Source organism: Microbacterium sp. RD1, from assembly GCF_052220165.1.
Lineage (GTDB): Bacteria > Actinomycetota > Actinomycetes > Actinomycetales > Microbacteriaceae > Microbacterium.
In genome coordinates, this window is the sequence record NZ_JBQPOL010000001.1 from 1,769,163 (window position 1) to 1,787,466 (window position 18,304).

The following is an 18,304-nucleotide window of genomic DNA, read 5'->3' on the forward strand; positions in this document are numbered from 1 at the left end:
CATCGATGTCGAACGTTTCCCGCCCCGCACCCTCGCGCGGCAAAGTCCTCCTCACGAGCTTCCTCATCGCGCTGTGCGCGGGTGTGGCCTATGTCGTGGTCACGCTCTTCAGCGGATTCGACCCCCTGTGGACCCCCATCGGTGCGGCGGGCGTCGTGATCGTGCTCACCGCGATCTTCTTCGCCGTGAACTGGCGGCGCGCCAAGCAGGACGCCGCCGCCAGCTCGGAACGATAGACCCGGCGCCCTCGCCCGCGCCACGGCGGGAGTGCGTGTGCCGAGGGGAGTGCGTGTCACGAGGGGAGTGCGGATGCGCGGCATGGGCCCCTCCGCTCGTGACATGCACTCCGCTCGGGACGTGATCACGGGGGACTGACGCCACGCGATGCGGGGAGTGGCTCGCCTCGCAGACCCGTGGCTGAGGATGGGCGTCCCCGTGGCGCAGGCGGCGGTGAGAGGCGCGCGGCCGACGCCCTAGACTCGGTGCTCAGGAGCGGAGTGCGCGGGGTTGGTGCGGCCTGCCTGTCACCTCACCCACGTCCTCTCCCTACGATCCGCGTCGCTGCGCGGGTACGCCGGCTTGGCGCAATTGGTAGCGCACCTAACTTGTAATTAGGGGGTTGCGGGTTCGAGTCCCGCAGTCGGCTCTCTCTGCTCGGTCCCGCTGCGATCCGCAGGCGTGGCGCCTCGACGGGCTAGTGCATCGCGGCGCGGTTGACAAGTCTCTTACCCGCCCGCCGACGGTGGCGTTTCGTGAGCAGGGAGGCGCCGCGGGGCGCCGACCGAAGGAGGAACCGTGGATACGACAGTCCTCATCTGGATCATCGTCGTCATCGTGGTGGTGCTCGCGATCGCGGCCGTCGTTGTCGTCGTCACGTCGAAGGGGCGCCGGGAGCGGCGTCAGCGGCGCCAGCACGAGCACGCGGAGAAGCTCCGGGCCGAGGCCCGGGATGCGGACGCCCGCGCGCGCGAGCACGAGGCCGGTCTGGCGCAGGCCCGTGCCGACGCGGCGGCGGCCACCGCCGAGTCCGAGCGAGCGAAGGCGCAGGCGATCCATGCCGATCTGGAGGCCGAGCAGCGTGCGGCCGACATCGACGTCCACGCGGCGGAAGCGGCGCGCCGGCGTCAGGAACAGGCGGAGACCCTGCGCAAGGCCGACAAGGTGGATCCGTTCGTCGCGACCGACCGCGACGGGGGAGAGACGGGCGCACCACGCCGCAGCGACACCTGACACCGACCGCTCCCACCCTCCCCGCGGCACCACCTCGCTCCGCGGGGCCGTAACATCGTCCCGGCGGATCACCCGGGAGGAACGTGAGCGAGCGACGCATCCCCCTCTGGGTGGCGGTGGCGGCAGCCGTGCTCATCGGCGTGGCCACGGCAGTCCAGGCGCGGGTGAACGGCTCCCTGGGTGGGGCGCTGAACGACGGCTACGCCGCCGCCCTCGTGTCTTTCGGTTCCGGGCTGGCGATCCTGATCGTCCTGTGCGCGGTGCTCCCCGCGGGACGGGCGGGGACGCGCCGCCTGATGCGCGGCATCCGGACCGGACAGGTGCCGTGGTGGGTCCTGCTGGGCGGCCTGGGCGGCGCCCTGACCACGGCGACGCAGGGACTGACGGTCGCCACCGTCGGAGTCGCGCTGTTCACGGTGGGAGTGGTGGCCGGGCAGACCCTGAACGGTCTGGTGCTCGACAGGGTCGGGTACGGGCCGGGAGGCACGGTCGCGGTCACGATGCCCCGCATCGCCGGGGCGGCCCTCGCTCTGACAGGGGTCGTCGTGTGCGCGTCGGCCGCGGGCTCGACGGCATGGTGGATGCTGCTGCTGCCGTTCCTGGCCGGAGCCGGGATCGCGTGGCAGCAGGGCACGAATGGCATTCTCGGATCCCGCATCGGCAGCCCCGTCGTGGCGACCCTCGTGAACTTCTTCGGCGGCACGGCGGCGCTCGCCGTGGCGACGGGGGTGCATGTCCTCGTGGCTGGGCCGCCCGCACCGCCGCCATCCGATCCGTGGCTGTACGTCGGCGGCGCGCTCGGCGTCGCCTACATCGCGCTGTCGGTCGCCGTCGTGCGCACCACGGGGGTCCTGCTCCTCGGACTCGGCTCGGTCGTCGGGCTGCTGCTGTCGTCGGTACTGCTGGATGCCGTGTGGCCGGCGCCGTCCGCCCCGCCCCTCCCCGTCGCGCTCGTCGCCGTCGCGATCGCGCTGGCCGGTGTCACCGTCGCGGTGGTGCCGTGGCGACGCGGCGGACGCAAGAGCGCCTAGGCCTTCGTGCCCTCGCGCTTCTTCCCCGCCGGCATGCGCGACAGGTGGTCGGCGGCCTCGACGGGCTTCCGTCGGCCGGGGCGATCGGTCGGGGGTTTCCCTCCCACGTACAGCCAGCCGAGGAGCGCCTCGTTCTTGCCGAGGCCGTGCGCCTTCGCGACCGCCTTGTGGCGCGTGTACCAGCCGGTGCGCCAGATGACGCCCCATCCGGCTTCATCCAGGAGCAGGCTCAGGGTGTGGGCGACTCCCGAGGCCACCGCCTCCTGCTCCCACCGCGGCACCTTCTCGCTCTTGCGGTAGGTCGCCACGATCGCCACGAGGAGAGGCGCGCGCAGCGGCTTGGACGACCGGCCCTTATCGCCGGAGGCCTTGCTGATCGCGCGGCCCAGGCGATCCCGGTCGCTTCCGCGCAGCTCGATGAGGCGCCACGGGCGGAGCGAGGAATGGTCGGCCACGCGTCCGGCAGCCGAGACGAGTTCCGCCAGCTCCGACGGTGTGGGCGCGTCATCGGTGACGCGAGACCACGAGCGGCGCGCCCTGACGGCCTCGAGGGCCGTCACGCCTCTGACTCGGGTGCGAAGTTCAGCGACAGCGAGTTCATGCAGTATCGGTCGCCGGTGGGGGTGCCGAAGCCGTCGGGGAAGACGTGACCGAGGTGCGAGCCGCAGTTCGCGCAGCGCACCTCGGTGCGCACCATGCCGTGGCTGCGGTCCTCGATGAGTTCGACAGCCTCCGGTCGCACCGACTCGTAGAAGCTCGGCCATCCGCAGTGCGAGTCGAACTTCGTGCCGCTTTGGAACAGCTCCGCGCCGCACGCGGCGCAGGTGTACAGCCCCGCGCGGCTCTCGTCGAGGAGCTCTCCGGTCCAGGCGCGCTCCGTGCCGGCCTGGCGGAGCACGGCGTATTGCTCGGGCGACAGCTCTGCCCGCCACTGCTCGTCGGACTTGTTCACGGCGTAGGTCATGAGGAGATCCCTTCCACCCTCCATTCAACCCGACGCCGGCACCTCGGCGGCGATAATGCCGGGATGGAACAGGATGCGGTCGCCGCCGTCGTGAGCCGCTACGCGAGGTTCGCGCGAGACGAGGCGCCCGGTCGTTCGGAACTGTACGCGGAATGGGCGCGCGGCGTGGCCCGGACCCCGGAGGTGGCGGCCGTGCTGGCGCGGATCCCGCCCACCCGCCGCCAGCCGCCGTTGGTGTTCGCGGTGACCCGCTTCCTCGGGGCCCCCGAGGCGGATTTCGCCTCCTGGGCGTCGTGGCTCCGCGCGCACGCCGACGGGGTCGTGGCGGAGTGCGCGGTGCGGAGCATCCAGACCAACGAACCGCTTCGCTGCGCGGCGATCCTTCCCGCTCTCAGCGCGATCGACGGTCCGATCGCGCTGCTGGAGATCGGCGCCAGCGCCGGGCTCTGCCTCTACCCCGACCGCTACTCGTACCGCTATCGCACGCCTCGCGGCGGCGTCGCGCTCGATCCGCCGGCGGGGGAGAGCGCCGTGGTGCTGGTGAGCGACCTGGACGGCGACCCGCCCCTGCGGCTGCCCGATGTCGTCTGGCGCGCGGGCATCGACCTCGACCCGCGAGATGCCCGTGATGCGGCGGACCGCGCGTGGCTCACCGGCCTGGTGTGGCCGGGGGAGGAGGGGAGGATCGAGCGCATCACGGCGGCGTTGGACATCGCGGCCGTCGATCCGCCGCAGCTGGTGGCCGGTGACGCCGCCGAGCGGCTCGCGGAGGTGGCGGTGACCGCGCCGCGCGACGCCACGCTCGTGGTGACCACTCCCGGCGTGCTCGCCCACATCCCCCGGGCGCGACGCCACGACCTGATCGACCGGGCGCGCGCCGCCGGGCGATGGATCACGCTCGACGAGCCGGGGCTCCATGACGGCTGGGACCGCATCCCCGAGCCCTGGCCGGGCGGGTTCGCCCTCGCACTCGACGGCGTCGTCCTCGCCGCAGTGGACCCTCTCGGCGCTTCCGTGGCGTGGCTCCCCGGTGCGCGGAAGCACCCGTCGTAGCGTGAGCACGTGCCCCTCTCCGACCGCGATCGCGCCCTGCTCGCCTTCGAGGCGGAGTGGCGCCGCCATGGCGGCGCGAAGGAAGAAGCCATCCGCGCGGAGTTCGACATGCCGCCGGCGCGCTATTACCAGCTGCTCGCCCGGTTGATCGACACCGCCGAGGCGCTGGAGCACGATCCGCTGCTCATCCGCCGCCTCCGCCGCCTCCGCGACACCCGCGCCGCCGTGCGGGAAGCGCGAACGGGCGCACGGTGATCTGCGCGCGGCCCCGGTAGCATCGGAGCGTGGCCCGAACGACCTTCCCGCCCGACCGCTTCGACGACATCGCGCCCGAGACGGGTCGCGTGGGCGCTCACCGGGCGGAGAACCCCCGCATGCGCGGCGGCGTGGTCTTCCTCTGGGCGGCCCTGGCCACCGTCGTGCTGCTGGCGGCGGGGATCTTCGGCGCACTGCTGGTGTCGGGGCGCATCTCGCTCGCCCCGGAGGCTGCGCCCTCCTCCACCCCCCTGCCTCCGCAGATCGAGCCGGTCATCGACACGTCGTTCCCGGTCCTGGTCCTCAACGCCACCGGGCAGGAGGGGCTGGCCACGCAAGTGCGCGACGTGGTCGTCGCCGCCGGCTGGCCCGCCGATTCGGTCAACGCGGGAGCGGCCGGCAGCACCGATTTCGAGACGACGACGATCTATTACGCCTCGCCCGATGACGAGGCCGCGGCGCTCGGGCTGGCCGAGGTCATCGGCGGCGCGGAGATCGCCGAGAGCACGCAATACCTGCCGCCCGATGATCCCGCGACCGAGGAGAACGAGGCCGGTCGCCAGCTGACCGTCGTGCTGGGCCTGGATCGCGTCTCGCCGCCCGCGGAGACCCCGGCATCCTGATTTCCGGGCCCGTGTTTCGGGCCGGTAAACAGTTCGATGCGGCCGTGCAACAGTTGCCCGAGCGGGCGATTTCGGCCCGCGCGTCGTGGTTACGATGACGATCGTCCCGTCGCAACAGCAGGAGATCAGCATGGCCCAGGGCACTGTCAAATGGTTCAACGCCGAGAAGGGTTTCGGCTTCATCACCTCCGGCGACGGCCAGGACGTCTTCGTCCATTACTCGAACATCGACATGACGGGCTTCCGCGTCCTCGAAGAGGGTCAGACCGTCGAGTTCACCGTCGGCGCCGGTCAGAAGGGTCCGCAGGCCGAATCGGTCCGCGTGGTCTGACGCGTCCTCGCACTTCGTCCCCGCATCCCGTGTCGGATGCGGGGACGAAACATGTCCGGATGCGACGACTTCCCCCCGGTCGCGGCTTGCACTCCCCAGGGGCGAGTGCCAGAATGATTTAGCACTCGTGTTTGTTGAGTGCTAATGACTGACACCCACCGTCCGGGAGGGACGACACACACATGGCAAAGATCATCGCTTTCGACGAGGAGGCTCGTCGCGGCCTCGAGCGCGGCCTGAACATCCTCGCCGACGCCGTCAAGGTGACGCTCGGCCCCCGCGGTCGCAACGTCGTGCTCGAGAAGAAGTGGGGCGCACCCACGATCACGAACGACGGTGTCTCGATCGCCAAGGAGATCGAACTCGACGACCCTTACGAGAAGATCGGCGCTGAGCTGGTCAAGGAGGTCGCCAAGAAGACCGACGACGTCGCCGGTGACGGAACCACCACCGCGACCGTCCTCGCTCAGGCGCTCGTCCGCGAGGGCCTTCGCAACGTCGCCGCCGGCGCCGACCCCATCTCGCTCAAGAAGGGCATCGAGAAGGCCGTCAAGGCCATCACCGACGAGCTCCTCAACGGCGCCAAGGAGGTCGAGTCCAAGGAGCAGATCGCTGCCACGGCTTCGATCTCTGCCGCTGACCCCGCCATCGGCGAGCTGATCGCCGAGGCGATCGACAAGGTCGGCAAGGAAGGCGTCGTCACCGTCGAGGAGTCGAACACCTTCGGCACCGAGCTCGAGCTCACCGAGGGCATGCGCTTCGACAAGGGCTACATCAACCCCTACTTCGTGACCGACCCGGAGCGCCAGGAAGCGGTCTTCGAAGACCCCTACATCCTGATCGCGAACCAGAAGATCTCGAACATCAAGGATCTGCTGCCCATCGTCGACAAGGTGATCCAGGAGGGCAAGGAGCTCCTCATCATCGCTGAGGACGTCGAGGGCGAGGCTCTCGCGACGCTCGTGCTCAACAAGATCCGCGGCATCTTCAAGTCGGCTGCCGTCAAGGCTCCCGGCTTCGGCGACCGTCGCAAGGCGCAGCTGCAGGACATCGCGATCCTCACCGGCGGCCAGGTCATCACCGAAGAGGTGGGCCTCAAGCTCGAGAACGCGACAGTCGACCTGCTCGGCCGTGCCCGCAAGGTCATCATCACCAAGGACGAGACCACCATCGTCGAGGGTGCCGGTGACTCCGCTCAGATCGAGGGTCGCGTGACCCAGATCCGTCGCGAGATCGAGAACACCGACAGCGACTACGACCGCGAGAAGCTCCAGGAGCGCCTCGCCAAGCTCGCCGGCGGCGTCGCCGTCATCAAGGCGGGCGCGGCGACCGAGGTCGAGCTCAAGGAGCGCAAGCACCGCATCGAGGACGCCGTTCGCAACGCGAAGGCTGCCGTCGAGGAGGGCATCGTCCCCGGTGGTGGCGTCGCGCTCATCCAGGCCGGCAAGGTCGCGTTCGAGGGCCTGTCCCTCGAGGGTGACGAGGCCACGGGTGCGAACATCGTCCGCGTCGCCATCGAGGCCCCGCTCAAGCAGATCGCGCTGAACGCCGGTCTGGAGCCCGGTGTCGTGGCGAACAAGGTCGCAGAGCTGGAAGCCGGTTGGGGCCTCAACGCCGCCACCGGTGAGTACGGCGACCTGTTCGCGCAGGGCATCATCGACCCGGCGAAGGTCACGCGCTCGGCGCTGCAGAACGCCGCGTCGATCGCGGGCCTGTTCCTCACCACCGAGGCGGTCGTCGCCGACAAGCCCGAGAAGGCTGCGGCGGCTCCGGCCGACCCGACCGGCGGCATGGACTTCTGATCCACCGCTGAGACGCACAGAGGGCCTCTTCCTTCGGGAAGAGGCCCTCTGCCGTTCTGCGAGGGGTCGCATCCGGCGGCATGTCGGCGGTGCGTTGCCGCGTGTCGCGACCCCTCGCGGTGTCAGGTCAGCGGAAGAGGCTCGTGCTGGCCTGCTCGACGTCCGCGTACTGCCGCCCGGCGATCGTCAGGGCGCGGTCGATCTCGGCCAGCGAGGCCGCGACCTCCCGCTGGGTGGCGCGCCAGCGCTCCACCACCCCGGCGAACGCCGCCGAGGCACTGCCCGTCCACGAGCCCTGCAGCTGCGTGAGCTGGGCGAGCAACGAGGCGGATTCGGACTCCAGTCGGTCCACGCTCCCGCGGATCGCGCCCGATGCGGCGAAGACGGCGTCGCTGTCGACGGTGAAGACGGCCATGAAGAGCTCCCTTGTTCGGTTCGTCGTCACGCTAGGCGGCCGCGCCGACCGCTCTTCGTCCAAGCGGGAGGCCCGGTGGGCAACGCCTCGCCGATCGCCGCTGGGGAGGAGGGGTGACGCGATCCGGCGCGGCAGTCAGCCGGTGACGCGGGGAACGGGGCGCGTGTCGGCGATCTCGTCCGCTGCGGCGGGCGGCGCCAGCGGGAAGGCCACGCGGAAGGTGGCTCCCCCTCCGGGCGTCTCCGACACCGAGACCGTGCCGTGTAGCGCCTCGACGATGGACGCCACGATGGACAATCCCAGACCCGACCCGCCGGTCTCACGTGCGCGGGAGGTGTCGGCGCGCCAGAAGCGCTGGAAGATCTGCTCGCGGATCTGCTCGGGGATGCCCTCGCCGTGGTCGATGATCTCGATCCACCCGGCATCCGCCTCCGCGCCCGACTCCTCGGCGCGTGTGATGCCGATCCGCAGCCCGATGGGGGAGTCGTCACTGGTGAAGCGGCGAGCGTTGCCCAGCAGGTTCGCCACGACCTGGCGGATGCGATTCTCATCACCCAGCACGATGGGTTCGGGCGGGGCGAGGAGGAGTCGCTCCTGCTCGCCGGTGTCGGTGGGCTCCGAGGCCGTGCGCGGGCGTCGGCGTAGGCGCGAGAGCGTCGCACCCGCCAGGGCGATCGCCGACGTGGCGGCGGGGCGGCGCCGCGCCTCTTCCCTCGGCGAGGAGGACGCCAGCGGCGGATCGACGGTGATCGTCATGGTGACCTGCGGGCCCTCGGCCAGCGTCGTGTCCTCGACGGTGACTTCCCGAAGCGGCGAAGCGGCGCGCAGGTCGAGCGCGGCGTCGCGGGCGATGGGGCGGAGATCCACGGGCACGATCATCACGTCGCGTCGCTCGTCGAGACGGGCGAGGGCGAGGAGGTCCTCGACGAGCACCCCCATCCGGATCGCCTCCTTCTCGATGCGTTCCATCGCCTGGGCGATCTCCTCATCGCCGCGGATCGCTCCCATCCGGTACAGCTCCGCGTATCCGCGCACGGTCACGAGGGGCGTGCGCAGCTCGTGGCTGGCATCGCCGATGAACCGGCGCATCTGCCCGACCGTCGCGTCGCGCTGGCGGATGGCGGCGTCCACTCGGCTGAGCATCGCGTTGATCGCGGCCTTCAGTCGTCCGACCTCGGTCCCGGGGATGACGTCGGTCAGGCGCTGGCTGAAGTCGCCGGTGGCGATCGAGATCGCCGTGTTCTCCACCTGCCCGAGGCCGCGGAAGGTCAGCGTGACGAGCCACCGCGTCAGGAGCGCGCTGGCGACGAGGATCAGCAACGCGAGGATGCCGTAGATGCCGATGTACGACGCTACGACGCGCTCGGTGGAGGCGAGGGGGACGGCCACGAGCTGAGTGAAGACGTCGGTGACGCCGTCGATGGGAAGGACGTCGACGGTCGCCCGGAAGGCCGCGCCCGTATCGGGGTCGTAGTACTCCACCGGCTCGCCGAGCTTGATGTACGTGTCCTGCAGCGGGAAGGTGTCGGGCAGGTCGGGGTGCATCTTAACGGAGGTGCCGTCGTAGATGGCGAGCAACGGCCCGTCCCCCGGCCCATAGACGACGACGATGCTGCCGGTGGGGGCGAGGTCGTCGCGCGGCAGGAACTCGATGACGCCGTCCTTCACCTCGGTCTCGAAGACCGTCTGCGCGATGTTGCTCGACGCCAGGAGGCGCACCTGCTCGTCGACATTGGCCACGAGGGTGGTGCGCAGGAACCACATCGTGCCGAATCCGGCGGCGACGAGCCCGACGGCGAGCAGACCGACGGTGACGCCCGTCACCTTGGCGCGCAGGCTCAGCCCGCGCCACCAGCGGGTCACTGCGTCGTGCTTCTCAGCCAGGAGGTGCTCCGCTCAGGCGGTCTTGCCGGCCTTCAGCATGTAGCCGAAACCGCGCTTGGTCTGGATGAGCGGCTCGGTCGAGTGCGGGTCGATCTTGCGGCGGAGGTAGGAGATGTAGCTCTCCACGATGCCCGCGTCGCCGTTGAAGTCGTACTCCCAGACGTGGTCGAGGATCTGCGCCTTGCTCAGCACGCGGTTGGGGTTGAGCATCAGGTAGCGCAGGAGCTTGAACTCGGTGGGGCTGAGATCGATCGAGACGTCGCCGACGGTGACGTCGTGCGTGTCCTGATCCATCGTCAGCTCGCCGGCGCGGATCACCGACTCTTCGTCGGCCTGCATCGTCCGGCGGAGGATCGCCTGGATGCGCGCGACGATCTCGTCGAGGCTGAAGGGCTTCGTGACGTAGTCGTCGCCGCCGGCGTTGAGGCCGGTGATCTTGTCCTCGGTCTCGTCCTTCGCCGTGAGGAACAGGATGGGTGCGGTGTAGCCGGCGCCACGGAGGCGCTTGGTGACGCTGAATCCGTTCATGTCGGGAAGCATGACGTCCAAGACGATGAGGTCGGGCTCCTCCTCCAGCACGGCAGAGATGGTCGAGGCTCCGTTGGAGACGGCCCTGACCTGGAATCCGGCGAATCGCAGGCTCGTGATGAGCAGATCCCGGATGTTCGGCTCGTCGTCCACGACGAGGATGCGCGGTGCGGTCATAGGGCCATTATCGTGACCCAACCCATGCCGTGGCTGGATATCACCGGTTCGGCGGGTCAGGCGGCGGGAGCGAGCAGGTCGTCGGCGTCGAGAATCGTGTACGCGTACCCCTGCTCGGCGAGGAAGCGCTGGCGGTTCTGCGCGAAATCCTGGTCCACGGTGTCGCGGGAGATGAGCGTGTAGAAGCTCGCGGTGTGACCGTTCGTCTTGGGGCGCAGGAGCCGGCCGAGACGCTGCGCCTCCTCCTGCCGCGACCCGAAGGAGCCCGAGACCTGGATGGCGACGGATGCCTCGGGGAGGTCGACGGAGAAGTTCGCCACCTTCGACACCACCAGCAGCGAGATCGTGCCCTCGCGGAAGGCCTGGAAGAGCTCCTCGCGCTCGGACACCGGCGTGGACCCCGTGATCTGCGGAGCATCCAGAGCCTCCGCCAGGATGTCGATCTGATCGAGGTACTGCCCGATCACGAGGATGCGCTCGCCCTCGTGGCGCTGCACCAGTCCGCGGACCACCTCGATCTTCGCCGGTGCCGTCGCGGCGAGGCGATAGCGGTCTTCGTCGGCGGCAGCGGCGTACTCCAGCCGGTCGCCGTCGGGCAGATCGATCCGCACCTCATAGCAGGCGGCGGGGGAGATGAACCCCTGCGCCTCGATCTCCTTCCACGGCGCGTCGAACCGCTTGGGGCCGATGAGGCTGAACACGTCGCCCTCGCGGCCGTCCTCGCGAACGAGGGTCGCGGTCAGACCCAGCCGGCGACGGGCCTGCAGGTCGGCGGTGAGCTTGAAGACCGGTGCGGGGAGGAGATGCACCTCGTCGTAGACGATGAGGCCCCAGTCGAGCGCGTCCAGGAGCGCGAGGTGGGCGTACTGCCCGCCGCGCTTGGCCGTGAGGATCTGGTAGGTGGCGATGGTCACGGGCTTGATCTCCTTGACCTGCCCGGAGTACTCGCCGATCTCCTCCGCGGTGAGGGAGGTGCGGCGCAACAGCTCGTCCCGCCACTGACGTGCGCTGACGGTGTTGGTGACGAGGATGAGAGTCGTCGTCTTGGTCCCCGCCATGGCGCCCGCGCCCACGAGCGTCTTGCCGGCGCCGCAGGGGAGCACGACGACACCCGACCCGCCTTCCGAGAAGGCCTCCACCGCCTGGAGCTGGTAGGGCCGCAGGTGCCATTCGCTCTCGTCGAGGTCGATCGGATGCGGCGTCCCCGGCGTGTACCCGGCGCGATCCTCGGCCGGCCAGCCGATCTTCAGCAGCTCCTGCTTGATGTGGCCGCGTGCCCACGCGTCGACGACGTACGAGTCGGGGGAGGGATGACCGATGAGCAGCGGGGAGATGCGCTTGTTCCGCGCCACCTCGGTCAGCACCGCCGGGTCGGTCGAGCGCAGGACCAGCACGCCTTCGTCGTCGCGCTCGATCACGAGGCGGCCGTATCGACCGACGGTCTCGCGGATGTCGATGGAGACCGACGCGGGGACCGGGAAGCGCGACCAGCGATCGAGGGTGCCCAGCATGTCGTCGGCGTCGTGGCCGGCGGCGCGGGCGTTCCACAGGCCCAGCCGCGTGATGCGATAGGTGTGGATGTGCTCTGGCGCGCGCTCCAGCTCCGCGAACACGGCGAGCTCGTGCCGCGCGCTCTCCGCATCGGGGTGGGCGACTTCGAGGAGCACAGTCCGGTCGCTCTGCACGATCAAGGGGCCGTCAACCATAGCCTTCGATTCTACCGCCGCCCCGGTCGCCTCGGCTCCACGCGGCCGGGTCAGGGCGCGGGGTGGACGCTGGCGATGCTCGACAGCGGCAGGGTGCGCTCGACATCCGCGCCCCGGTCGCGCCCCCGAAGTCGCCCGCCGCCGAGACCGGTGGCCTCCAGACGGAAGGTGCGCGACGAGCCGTCCGGGAGCCGTACGACCACGTCCACGACCGCCCGTGCCCGCACGGCCTGATCGAGTTCGCGCTCGAGCCATGCGGCGTCGGCGTCCTCGGAGGCGCTCGCCGCGCGAAGGCGCGCCAGCAGATCGGCGTAGGCGCTGCCGGGCGCACCCGCAGGCGTGTCGGCGGCGAGCCGCGCGCGATCGAGGTGCCGCGGTCGTCCATCGTCGTCGACGGCGACGACCGGATAGCGCGCATCGGCCAGCGCCCAGAAGACAGTGTCGTGCGACACGCGGGAGACGAGTTCGTCGCCGTCGCGCACCAGCCCCAGGGCGCGCAGCGCCGAGTCGACGACGAGGGTGCTCACCAGCGCGGGGTCATCACTCGCGACGAAGGTGCGACCGCTCGCGTTGCGCCCGACCCGCAGGGTGCCGTGCCGTTCGGCGCTGCGCGCCAGCACGTACTCGAGCGGCTGCGGGATGCCGGTCAGCGACAGCTCCCGCAGGAACTCGCGGATGGCGTCGGCCGTCTCGCCGGCCGTGATCGCGGCGGCGATCGTGTCGGCGCTGAACCGGTACGTGGAGGCCTGCGCGCGCGACTCGCGCGCGGCCATCGTGCGCAGGCGCACGTCGAGGTGCGGCGCGAGCGGACCAGGCGCGATCGCCGTCAGGTCGTTCTGCAGATACACGCGGTCGACCTCGGCGGGGAGGTACGAGCGGAGGGCGCCGAGGTCGGCGGATCCGCCGGCGGCCATCGGAGCCGCCCACGGCGGCTCACCGCCCGACGGGGTGATGAGGCCCCACGCGACCGCGAACGCTCGCCACAGTCCCGCCCGCGAGGGCCACCCCGTGTCGAACGGATAGGCATCCGCCCACTTCGTCGCCGCGACCCATCCGCCGGCCGGCGCGTGCAACGCCGGCGGCAGCGCGTCGCGGAGGCGCTCGGCCGCGAGGGCCCACCGTTCCGCGGTCGCCGTCGCGACCCAGTCCTTGCCCGCGGGAGTCACCAGCCATGATCGCTCGTCGGCCCGCAGCAGCCCGATCGTGTCGGCGAGACTCACGAGGAGGTCGGCGGTGTCCCCGTCGGTGACGGCGCCGTCCTCGACGAGAGCCCGCCGGTCCGTGGCGCCGAGGGCGCCGTTGCCGATGCGGGTGAGCGGCTCGCCGAGGGTGCGCAGCAGGATGTCGGCGAGCGAGGCCGCCGAGGTGAAGGCGCGCTCGGCGGCCGCGGCGTCCGCGGCGGGCGTCGTGGAGCGGTCGGCCGGGCGGGGGGCGGGAGGAGCCTCGCGGTCACGCACGGCCACGGCGACGGCGGCGAACGGCCGGCCCGCCGCATCCGTCATCGCGGCGGCGGCGAGACCGGCGCGCGCGTCGTCGTCGGCGACGTCGTCGGACGAGACCGCTCGCGCCAGGGGGCGGGCGAGACGCAGCGGCAGCGCGGCGACGCCGCGCGCGACGGAGGTGGGGTCGAGCAGTGCCTCGGCCATGTCGAAGAAGTCGCGCCAGGCGACGGATGAGGCGACCCCTCGCGCGGCGAGCAGTTCAGCGAGAGCGTCGTCGCCCATCGCCTCCAGGGCGGTGGCCAGCGCGCGCTGATCAGAGGTCGGCGGCACCGTCAGGAACCTCGGTTGGCCCGAGCCCTTCGCACCAGACTCATCACGAGCACCGTGATGAGGAGGACGAACGCCAGGATCGGGGCGATGTACACCACGACGCCCACCGTCGGCCAGACGCCGGTGCCGAAATCGGCGCGCGCCGCGGAGCCGATCATGATGGCGAAGAAGCAGATCACCGAAAGCAGCAGCAGCCCCAGCGACATGAACGCCAGGATGCGGTCGATGCGGCGGACCGGAAGATCCTCGCCGGGCGTGCGGGTGCTCATCCGGCTCAGCCTATCGCTTCGCGCGTGTGCCGTAGGGTGGAAGAGCGACGCTTCCGTCGCGATTCACCCTCGTCCGCTCCGGCGGACGCTGTTCAGCGAGGTTTGTCATGCCCACCGGCAAGGTCAGGTTCTACGACGAGGAGAAGGGGTTCGGCTTCATCACCACCGATGACGGCCAGGACGTCTTCCTGCACGCGACAGCCCTGCCCACCGGTGCCCCCGCTCCCAAGGCGGGCACCCGGCTGGAGTTCGGTGTCGCCGAAGGCAAGCGCGGACTGCAGGCGCTCTCGGTGCGCGTGCTGCAGGCGCCGCCGAGCCTCGCCAAGCGCTCGCGCAAGTCGGCCGACGACATGGCGGTCATCGTCGAAGACCTCGTGAAGCTCCTCGACGGCATCGGTGCGGATCTGCGCCGCGGCCGCTACCCCAGCGGTTCTCACGGCAAGAAGGTCGCCGCTGTCTTGCGCAAGGTCGCCGATGACCTCGAATCCTGACGCGATGGCCGAGGGTCGCCCCGACGAGCGACTGCTTGCTGCGCACGATCTGGCCCGGGCGGCCCTGCTCGAGGTGACGCCCGCCGCCACCGTCGGTGAGCCCGCCGGGTACCTCGACGAGGGCGACGGCGTCGTCTCGCTGCGCTTCGCGAATCTCCTCGCCGGATATCCCGGATGGTTCTGGACGGTCAGCGTCGCGCGCGTCGACGACGAGGACCCCACGGTCCTGGAAGTGGAGCTGCTGCCCGGGGACGACGCTCTGCTCGCGCCCGACTGGGTCCCGTGGGCCGTGCGTCTCGCCGACTATCAGGCGGCGCAGGCGGCGCAGGCCGAGATCGCGGCCGGTGCCGACGACGAGGTCGATGACGACGATCTCGACGACGATCTCGACGACGTCATCGACGACGACGACCTCGATGACGACGATCTCGACGAGCTCGGCGACGACGAAGACGACGACGAGCTCGACTCCGACGGCTCGCCCATCCTCCACGCCGGGGATCTCGACGGCGTGGACATCGACGAGCTCGACCCCTCCGCTGCCGACGACGACGACCGGTAACTCACCGCGAGACTGCAGCAGCGCCACGAGACAGCATCCGTCGACCGCAGTCTCGTGGCGCGCGTGCAGTCTCGCGGCGGCGCCGGATCAGCCCGGCGCCCGGCGTCAGAGCCGTTCGATCGTGTAGTCGATCGAGCGGATGAGCTGACGCACGTCGTCGGGCTCGATCGAGACGAACGTCGCGATGCGCAGCTGGTTGCGGCCGAGCTTGCGGTACGGCTCGGTGTCGACGATGCCGTTCGCCCGCAGGCTCGCGGCCACCGCGGCGGCGTCGACCCGCTCGTCGAAGTCGATCGTCACGACGACGGGGGAGCGGTCGGCGGGGTCCGCCACGAACGGCGTGGCGACATCGGATGCCTCGGCCCACGCGTACAGCGCGTCGGACGACTCGCGCGTCCGCGCGTTCGCCCACGTCAGCCCGCCGTTCTCGAGGATCCAGCCGAGCTGATCGTCCAGCAGCAGCAGGGTCGTCAGCGCCGGGGTGTTCAGCGTCTGCTGCAGGCGCGAGTTGTCGAGGGCGTTCTTCAGGCTGAGGAACTCCGGGATGTAGCGATCGGATGCGGCGATGCGCTCGATCCGCTCGATCGCCGCGGGCGAGACCGCCGCGAACCACAGCCCCCCGTCGGAGCCGAGGTTCTTCTGCGGCGCGAAGTAGTACACGTCCGCCTCGGCGACGTCGAAATCGATGCCGCCCGCCGCGCTCGTCCCGTCGATCACGGTCAGCGCGCCCTCGTCGCCGTGCACGCGCGTGATCGGAGTGGCCACTCCCGTGGAGGTCTCGTTGTGCGGCCACGCGTACACGTCGACGCCCGCGACCGGTTCGGCGGAGCTGCGCGTGCCCGGCTCGGCCTTGCGCACGTCCGGCGCCTGCAGCCACGGCGCCTTCGCCGCGCCGGCGAACTTGCCGCCGAACTCGCCGAAGACGAGGTTCTGCGCGCGGCGCTCGATGAGTCCGAAGGCCGCCGCGTCCCAGAACGCCGTCGAGCCGCCGTCGCCGGCGATCACCTCGTAGCCGTCGGGGAGGCGGAGCAGATCGGCCAGGCGCGATCGCACGCTGCCGACCAGGCTCTTCACGGGCGCCTGACGGTGCGAGGTGCCCAGGATCGTCGCCCCGCGGGTGACGAGGGCTTCGAGCTGCGCTCCGCGGATCTTCGAGGGCCCGCATCCGAAGCGTCCGTCGGCGGGCAGCAGGTCGCGAGGAAGTTCCACGTGCGGCATGCCTCGATTCTAGGGCGGTCGCAACCGTGGCCCTGTGCGCCCGGGCCCGGCGTCGCCCGCGTTGGATAGGCTTGAGGTTCACCCGCGACGCTCCGAGGAACCCCTTATGACCGATCTCATCGACACCACGGAGATGTACCTGCGCACGATCCTCGAGCTCGAGGAGGAGAACATCGTTCCGCTGCGCGCACGCATCTCCGAGCGACTGGGCCACTCGGGTCCGACGGTGTCGCAGACGGTCGGTCGGATGGAGCGCGACGGCCTCGTGGTGGTCTCCGACGACCGTCGCCTCGAGCTCACCGACGCCGGTCGCCAGAAGGCCGTCGACGTCATGCGCAAGCACCGGCTCGCCGAGCGTCTGCTCAGCGACGTCATCGGACTCGACTGGGCCTACGTGCACGAAGAGGCGTGCCGCTGGGAGCACGTCATGAGCGAGCAGGTCGAGCGCCGCCTGGTCGAACTGCTCGGGCACCCCACCGAGTCGCCGTACGGCAACCCGATCCCCGGCCTCGATCAGCTCGGCGACAACCCGGCGCTCACGTTCGAGCAGGGCGTCGTGGGGCTGGTGCGCCGGCTGACGGATGCCGGGGAGCCCATCAGCGGCACGGTGCGGCGCCTCGCCGAGCCTGCGCAGGTCGACCCCGAACTTCTGCAGCAGCTGAAGGCGGCCGGCGTCCTGCCCGGCGCGCGGGGTGACTACCGCTTCAACGAGGGCTACGTCTTGGTCGAGATGGAAGGCAGCGACGAGGGGCTGGAGCTGCCCGTCGAGGTGGCCTCGCACATCTTCCTGGTGGACGAGGCACGCTAGTCCCCCCGGTCGCGGATAGCTGGCAGTTGTCCACAGGTCGGGGTCGTCAACGTGACATATTCGTTACCTTCGGGTAGCGTGAACCCGTCCACAGGCGAGAAGCCCGCCGTCGGACCCCTTGCAGATTGCCTCGCCGGCTCGTCGTCTGCACAGGGTGAAGCCCGCACATCGCGCCACATATCGAGTGCCGACGAGCCAGCGCCACCGGCGCAGAGGCGCCGGAGGAAATTTGGCTGGAATGAATGACTCGGTCGGGGATGCACCCGAGCAGCCCGCGACCGACCTGACGCGCCGCTCGCGAGCGCGCACCACCCCCCGCACCAAGGCCCCGCGGCCCGCGCGGGCCGCTCGTCCGGCCCGCAGACCCTCGAAGCCCGCGAGCACCGGCAAGCCGGTTCGCAGCGTCATCATCCTCTCGATGGTCGCCGGACTCGTCGCGACCGTGGCGATCCCCGCCTATGCCGCATGGCAGCCCGAGACGGAGGCGGTGACCCTTCAGCAGATGGCCGCCGACGACGCGCAATCCCTCGTCGTCGCCTCGGACGCCTCGGCCGTGCAGCTCGAGCGCAGCAGCTACTCGGCGACCACGCCCGAAGAGATCGCCAAGAAGAAGGCCGTCGAAGCCGCCGCCGAACGCGCGCGTGCCCGTGCGAAGTCATCCGTCTCGCTGTCCTCGATCGACCTGACGATGACCGCGCCCGGCTCGGGAGAGGTGCGCTGGCCGCTGAGCGGCTTCACGCGCGGCCGCGGGCTCGGCGACTCCGGCTACCACCAGGGCGTCGACCTCCTGACCGGATGCGGTCAGCCGATCTTCGCCGCGGCCGGCGGTGTGGTGCGGACGTCTCAGGAGAGCTACGGCGGGTACGGCGTCGCCATCACCATCGACCACGTGGTCGGCGGTCAGCGTGTGAGCACGCTGTACGGTCACATGACCTACGGCAGCCGCGTGGTCCAGGCCGGCGAGAGCGTCTCCGCCGGTCAGCTCATCGGCCTCGTGGGCAGCACCGGCAGCTCGACCGCGTGCCACGTGCACTTCGAAGTCCGCGTCAACGGTTCGCTCGTGGATCCGTACGCGTGGCTGGAGATCAACGCGAGCTGACCGGGGTCGACCATTCCCGTTCGCCGACACGCCGCCGCGCGTTTGCTTTCCGCGCGTCCCCGGGCGTGTCGCGTGGGTTAGCCTGT

The 18,304-nt window shown here is 70.7% G+C and carries 21 protein-coding genes and 1 tRNA gene; 13 read left to right on the forward strand and 9 right to left on the reverse strand.

The features are described from left to right. The first annotated feature begins 5 nt into the window (after positions 1 to 5). The 4 genes from ACTU3I_RS08610 to ACTU3I_RS08625 all read left to right on the forward strand — a co-directional run bounded on the left by ACTU3I_RS08610 (position 6) and on the right by ACTU3I_RS08625 (position 2,261). Complete coding sequence (locus ACTU3I_RS08610) at positions 6 to 236, forward strand: hypothetical protein (RefSeq protein WP_442925248.1); 231 nt, start codon at positions 6 to 8, stop codon at positions 234 to 236. Between the two features lie 337 nt (positions 237 to 573). Next, positions 574 to 646, forward strand: a tRNA-Thr gene (locus tag ACTU3I_RS08615). Positions 647 to 795: 149 nt separating this feature from the next. After that, on the forward strand, positions 796 to 1,230 hold the full coding sequence (locus ACTU3I_RS08620) for a hypothetical protein (RefSeq protein ID WP_442925249.1): 435 nt from the start codon (positions 796 to 798) through the stop codon (positions 1,228 to 1,230). Positions 1,231 to 1,313: 83 nt separating this feature from the next. Beyond that, the gene (locus ACTU3I_RS08625) at positions 1,314 to 2,261 is read left to right on the forward strand and encodes a DMT family transporter (RefSeq protein ID WP_442925250.1); all 948 of its coding nucleotides are present in this window, start codon (positions 1,314 to 1,316) and stop codon (positions 2,259 to 2,261) included. On the opposite strand, the gene ACTU3I_RS08630 is transcribed toward ACTU3I_RS08625, so the two are convergent. Continuing rightward, positions 2,258 to 2,821, reverse strand: coding sequence for a nitroreductase family protein (locus ACTU3I_RS08630; protein WP_442925251.1), 564 nt, complete (start codon positions 2,819 to 2,821; stop codon positions 2,258 to 2,260). The genes ACTU3I_RS08625 and ACTU3I_RS08630 overlap by 4 nt on opposite strands. Further along, entirely contained in the window at positions 2,818 to 3,225 is a 408-nt protein-coding gene (gene msrB, locus ACTU3I_RS08635) for a peptide-methionine (R)-S-oxide reductase MsrB (RefSeq protein ID WP_442925252.1), read from the reverse strand. Before msrB ends, ACTU3I_RS08630 begins: the two co-directional genes overlap by 4 nt. 63 nt (positions 3,226 to 3,288) lie before the next feature. Between msrB and ACTU3I_RS08640 the strand changes: the two genes are divergently transcribed. The 5 genes from ACTU3I_RS08640 to groL all read left to right on the forward strand — a co-directional run bounded on the left by ACTU3I_RS08640 (position 3,289) and on the right by groL (position 7,289). Next, positions 3,289 to 4,278: a DUF2332 family protein gene (locus ACTU3I_RS08640; protein WP_442925253.1), complete on the forward strand. Its 990-nt coding sequence runs from the start codon at positions 3,289 to 3,291 to the stop codon at positions 4,276 to 4,278. Positions 4,279 to 4,287: 9 nt separating this feature from the next. Further along, positions 4,288 to 4,533 (forward strand): DUF3263 domain-containing protein, encoded by a 246-nt coding sequence (locus tag ACTU3I_RS08645; protein ID WP_442925254.1) that lies wholly within the window; start codon positions 4,288 to 4,290, stop codon positions 4,531 to 4,533. A 29-nt stretch (positions 4,534 to 4,562) separates the two neighbouring features. After that, entirely contained in the window at positions 4,563 to 5,156 is a 594-nt protein-coding gene (locus ACTU3I_RS08650) for a LytR C-terminal domain-containing protein (protein ID WP_442925255.1), read from the forward strand. A gap of 130 nt (positions 5,157 to 5,286) precedes the next feature. After that, on the forward strand, positions 5,287 to 5,487 hold the full coding sequence (locus ACTU3I_RS08655; RefSeq protein WP_442925313.1) for a cold-shock protein: 201 nt from the start codon (positions 5,287 to 5,289) through the stop codon (positions 5,485 to 5,487). Between the two features lie 182 nt (positions 5,488 to 5,669). After that, a complete protein-coding gene (gene groL / locus ACTU3I_RS08660; protein WP_442925256.1) occupies positions 5,670 to 7,289 on the forward strand; it encodes a chaperonin GroEL in 1,620 nt (539 codons plus the stop codon). A gap of 127 nt (positions 7,290 to 7,416) precedes the next feature. Here the strand turns inward: groL and ACTU3I_RS08665 are convergent, their stop codons facing one another. From ACTU3I_RS08665 to ACTU3I_RS08690, 6 genes are all read right to left on the reverse strand, one after another. Then, a complete protein-coding gene (locus tag ACTU3I_RS08665; protein ID WP_442925257.1) occupies positions 7,417 to 7,704 on the reverse strand; it encodes a WXG100 family type VII secretion target in 288 nt (95 codons plus the stop codon). A 135-nt stretch (positions 7,705 to 7,839) separates the two neighbouring features. Next, entirely contained in the window at positions 7,840 to 9,468 is a 1,629-nt protein-coding gene (locus ACTU3I_RS08670) for a sensor histidine kinase (protein WP_442925314.1), read from the reverse strand. Between the two features lie 132 nt (positions 9,469 to 9,600). Further along, entirely contained in the window at positions 9,601 to 10,293 is a 693-nt protein-coding gene (locus ACTU3I_RS08675; protein WP_442925258.1) for a response regulator transcription factor, read from the reverse strand. A gap of 56 nt (positions 10,294 to 10,349) precedes the next feature. Further along, complete coding sequence (locus tag ACTU3I_RS08680) at positions 10,350 to 11,999, reverse strand: DNA repair helicase XPB (RefSeq protein WP_442925259.1); 1,650 nt, start codon at positions 11,997 to 11,999, stop codon at positions 10,350 to 10,352. Between the two features lie 50 nt (positions 12,000 to 12,049). Then, positions 12,050 to 13,771: a helicase-associated domain-containing protein gene (locus ACTU3I_RS08685; protein ID WP_442925260.1), complete on the reverse strand. Its 1,722-nt coding sequence runs from the start codon at positions 13,769 to 13,771 to the stop codon at positions 12,050 to 12,052. Positions 13,772 to 13,773: 2 nt separating this feature from the next. After that, positions 13,774 to 14,040, reverse strand: coding sequence for a multidrug ABC transporter ATPase (locus ACTU3I_RS08690; protein WP_442925261.1), 267 nt, complete (start codon positions 14,038 to 14,040; stop codon positions 13,774 to 13,776). A 107-nt stretch (positions 14,041 to 14,147) separates the two neighbouring features. Between ACTU3I_RS08690 and ACTU3I_RS08695 the strand changes: the two genes are divergently transcribed. Further along, positions 14,148 to 14,531 (forward strand): cold-shock protein, encoded by a 384-nt coding sequence (locus ACTU3I_RS08695; protein WP_442925262.1) that lies wholly within the window; start codon positions 14,148 to 14,150, stop codon positions 14,529 to 14,531. Then, entirely contained in the window at positions 14,515 to 15,093 is a 579-nt protein-coding gene (locus tag ACTU3I_RS08700; RefSeq protein WP_442925263.1) for a DUF3027 domain-containing protein, read from the forward strand. The genes ACTU3I_RS08695 and ACTU3I_RS08700 overlap by 17 nt, the downstream gene beginning before the upstream one ends. A 105-nt stretch (positions 15,094 to 15,198) precedes the next feature. On the opposite strand, the gene serC is transcribed toward ACTU3I_RS08700, so the two are convergent. Further along, positions 15,199 to 16,311 (reverse strand): phosphoserine transaminase, encoded by a 1,113-nt coding sequence (gene serC / locus ACTU3I_RS08705; protein ID WP_442925264.1) that lies wholly within the window; start codon positions 16,309 to 16,311, stop codon positions 15,199 to 15,201. 106 nt (positions 16,312 to 16,417) lie between these two features. On the opposite strand from serC, the gene ACTU3I_RS08710 reads away from it, so the two are divergent. Both ACTU3I_RS08710 and ACTU3I_RS08715 read left to right on the forward strand, forming a co-directional pair. Beyond that, a complete protein-coding gene (locus ACTU3I_RS08710; protein WP_442925265.1) occupies positions 16,418 to 17,119 on the forward strand; it encodes a metal-dependent transcriptional regulator in 702 nt (233 codons plus the stop codon). Between the two features lie 238 nt (positions 17,120 to 17,357). Next, on the forward strand, positions 17,358 to 18,218 hold the full coding sequence (locus ACTU3I_RS08715; protein WP_442925266.1) for a M23 family metallopeptidase: 861 nt from the start codon (positions 17,358 to 17,360) through the stop codon (positions 18,216 to 18,218). Positions 18,219 to 18,304: the final 86 nt, after the last annotated feature.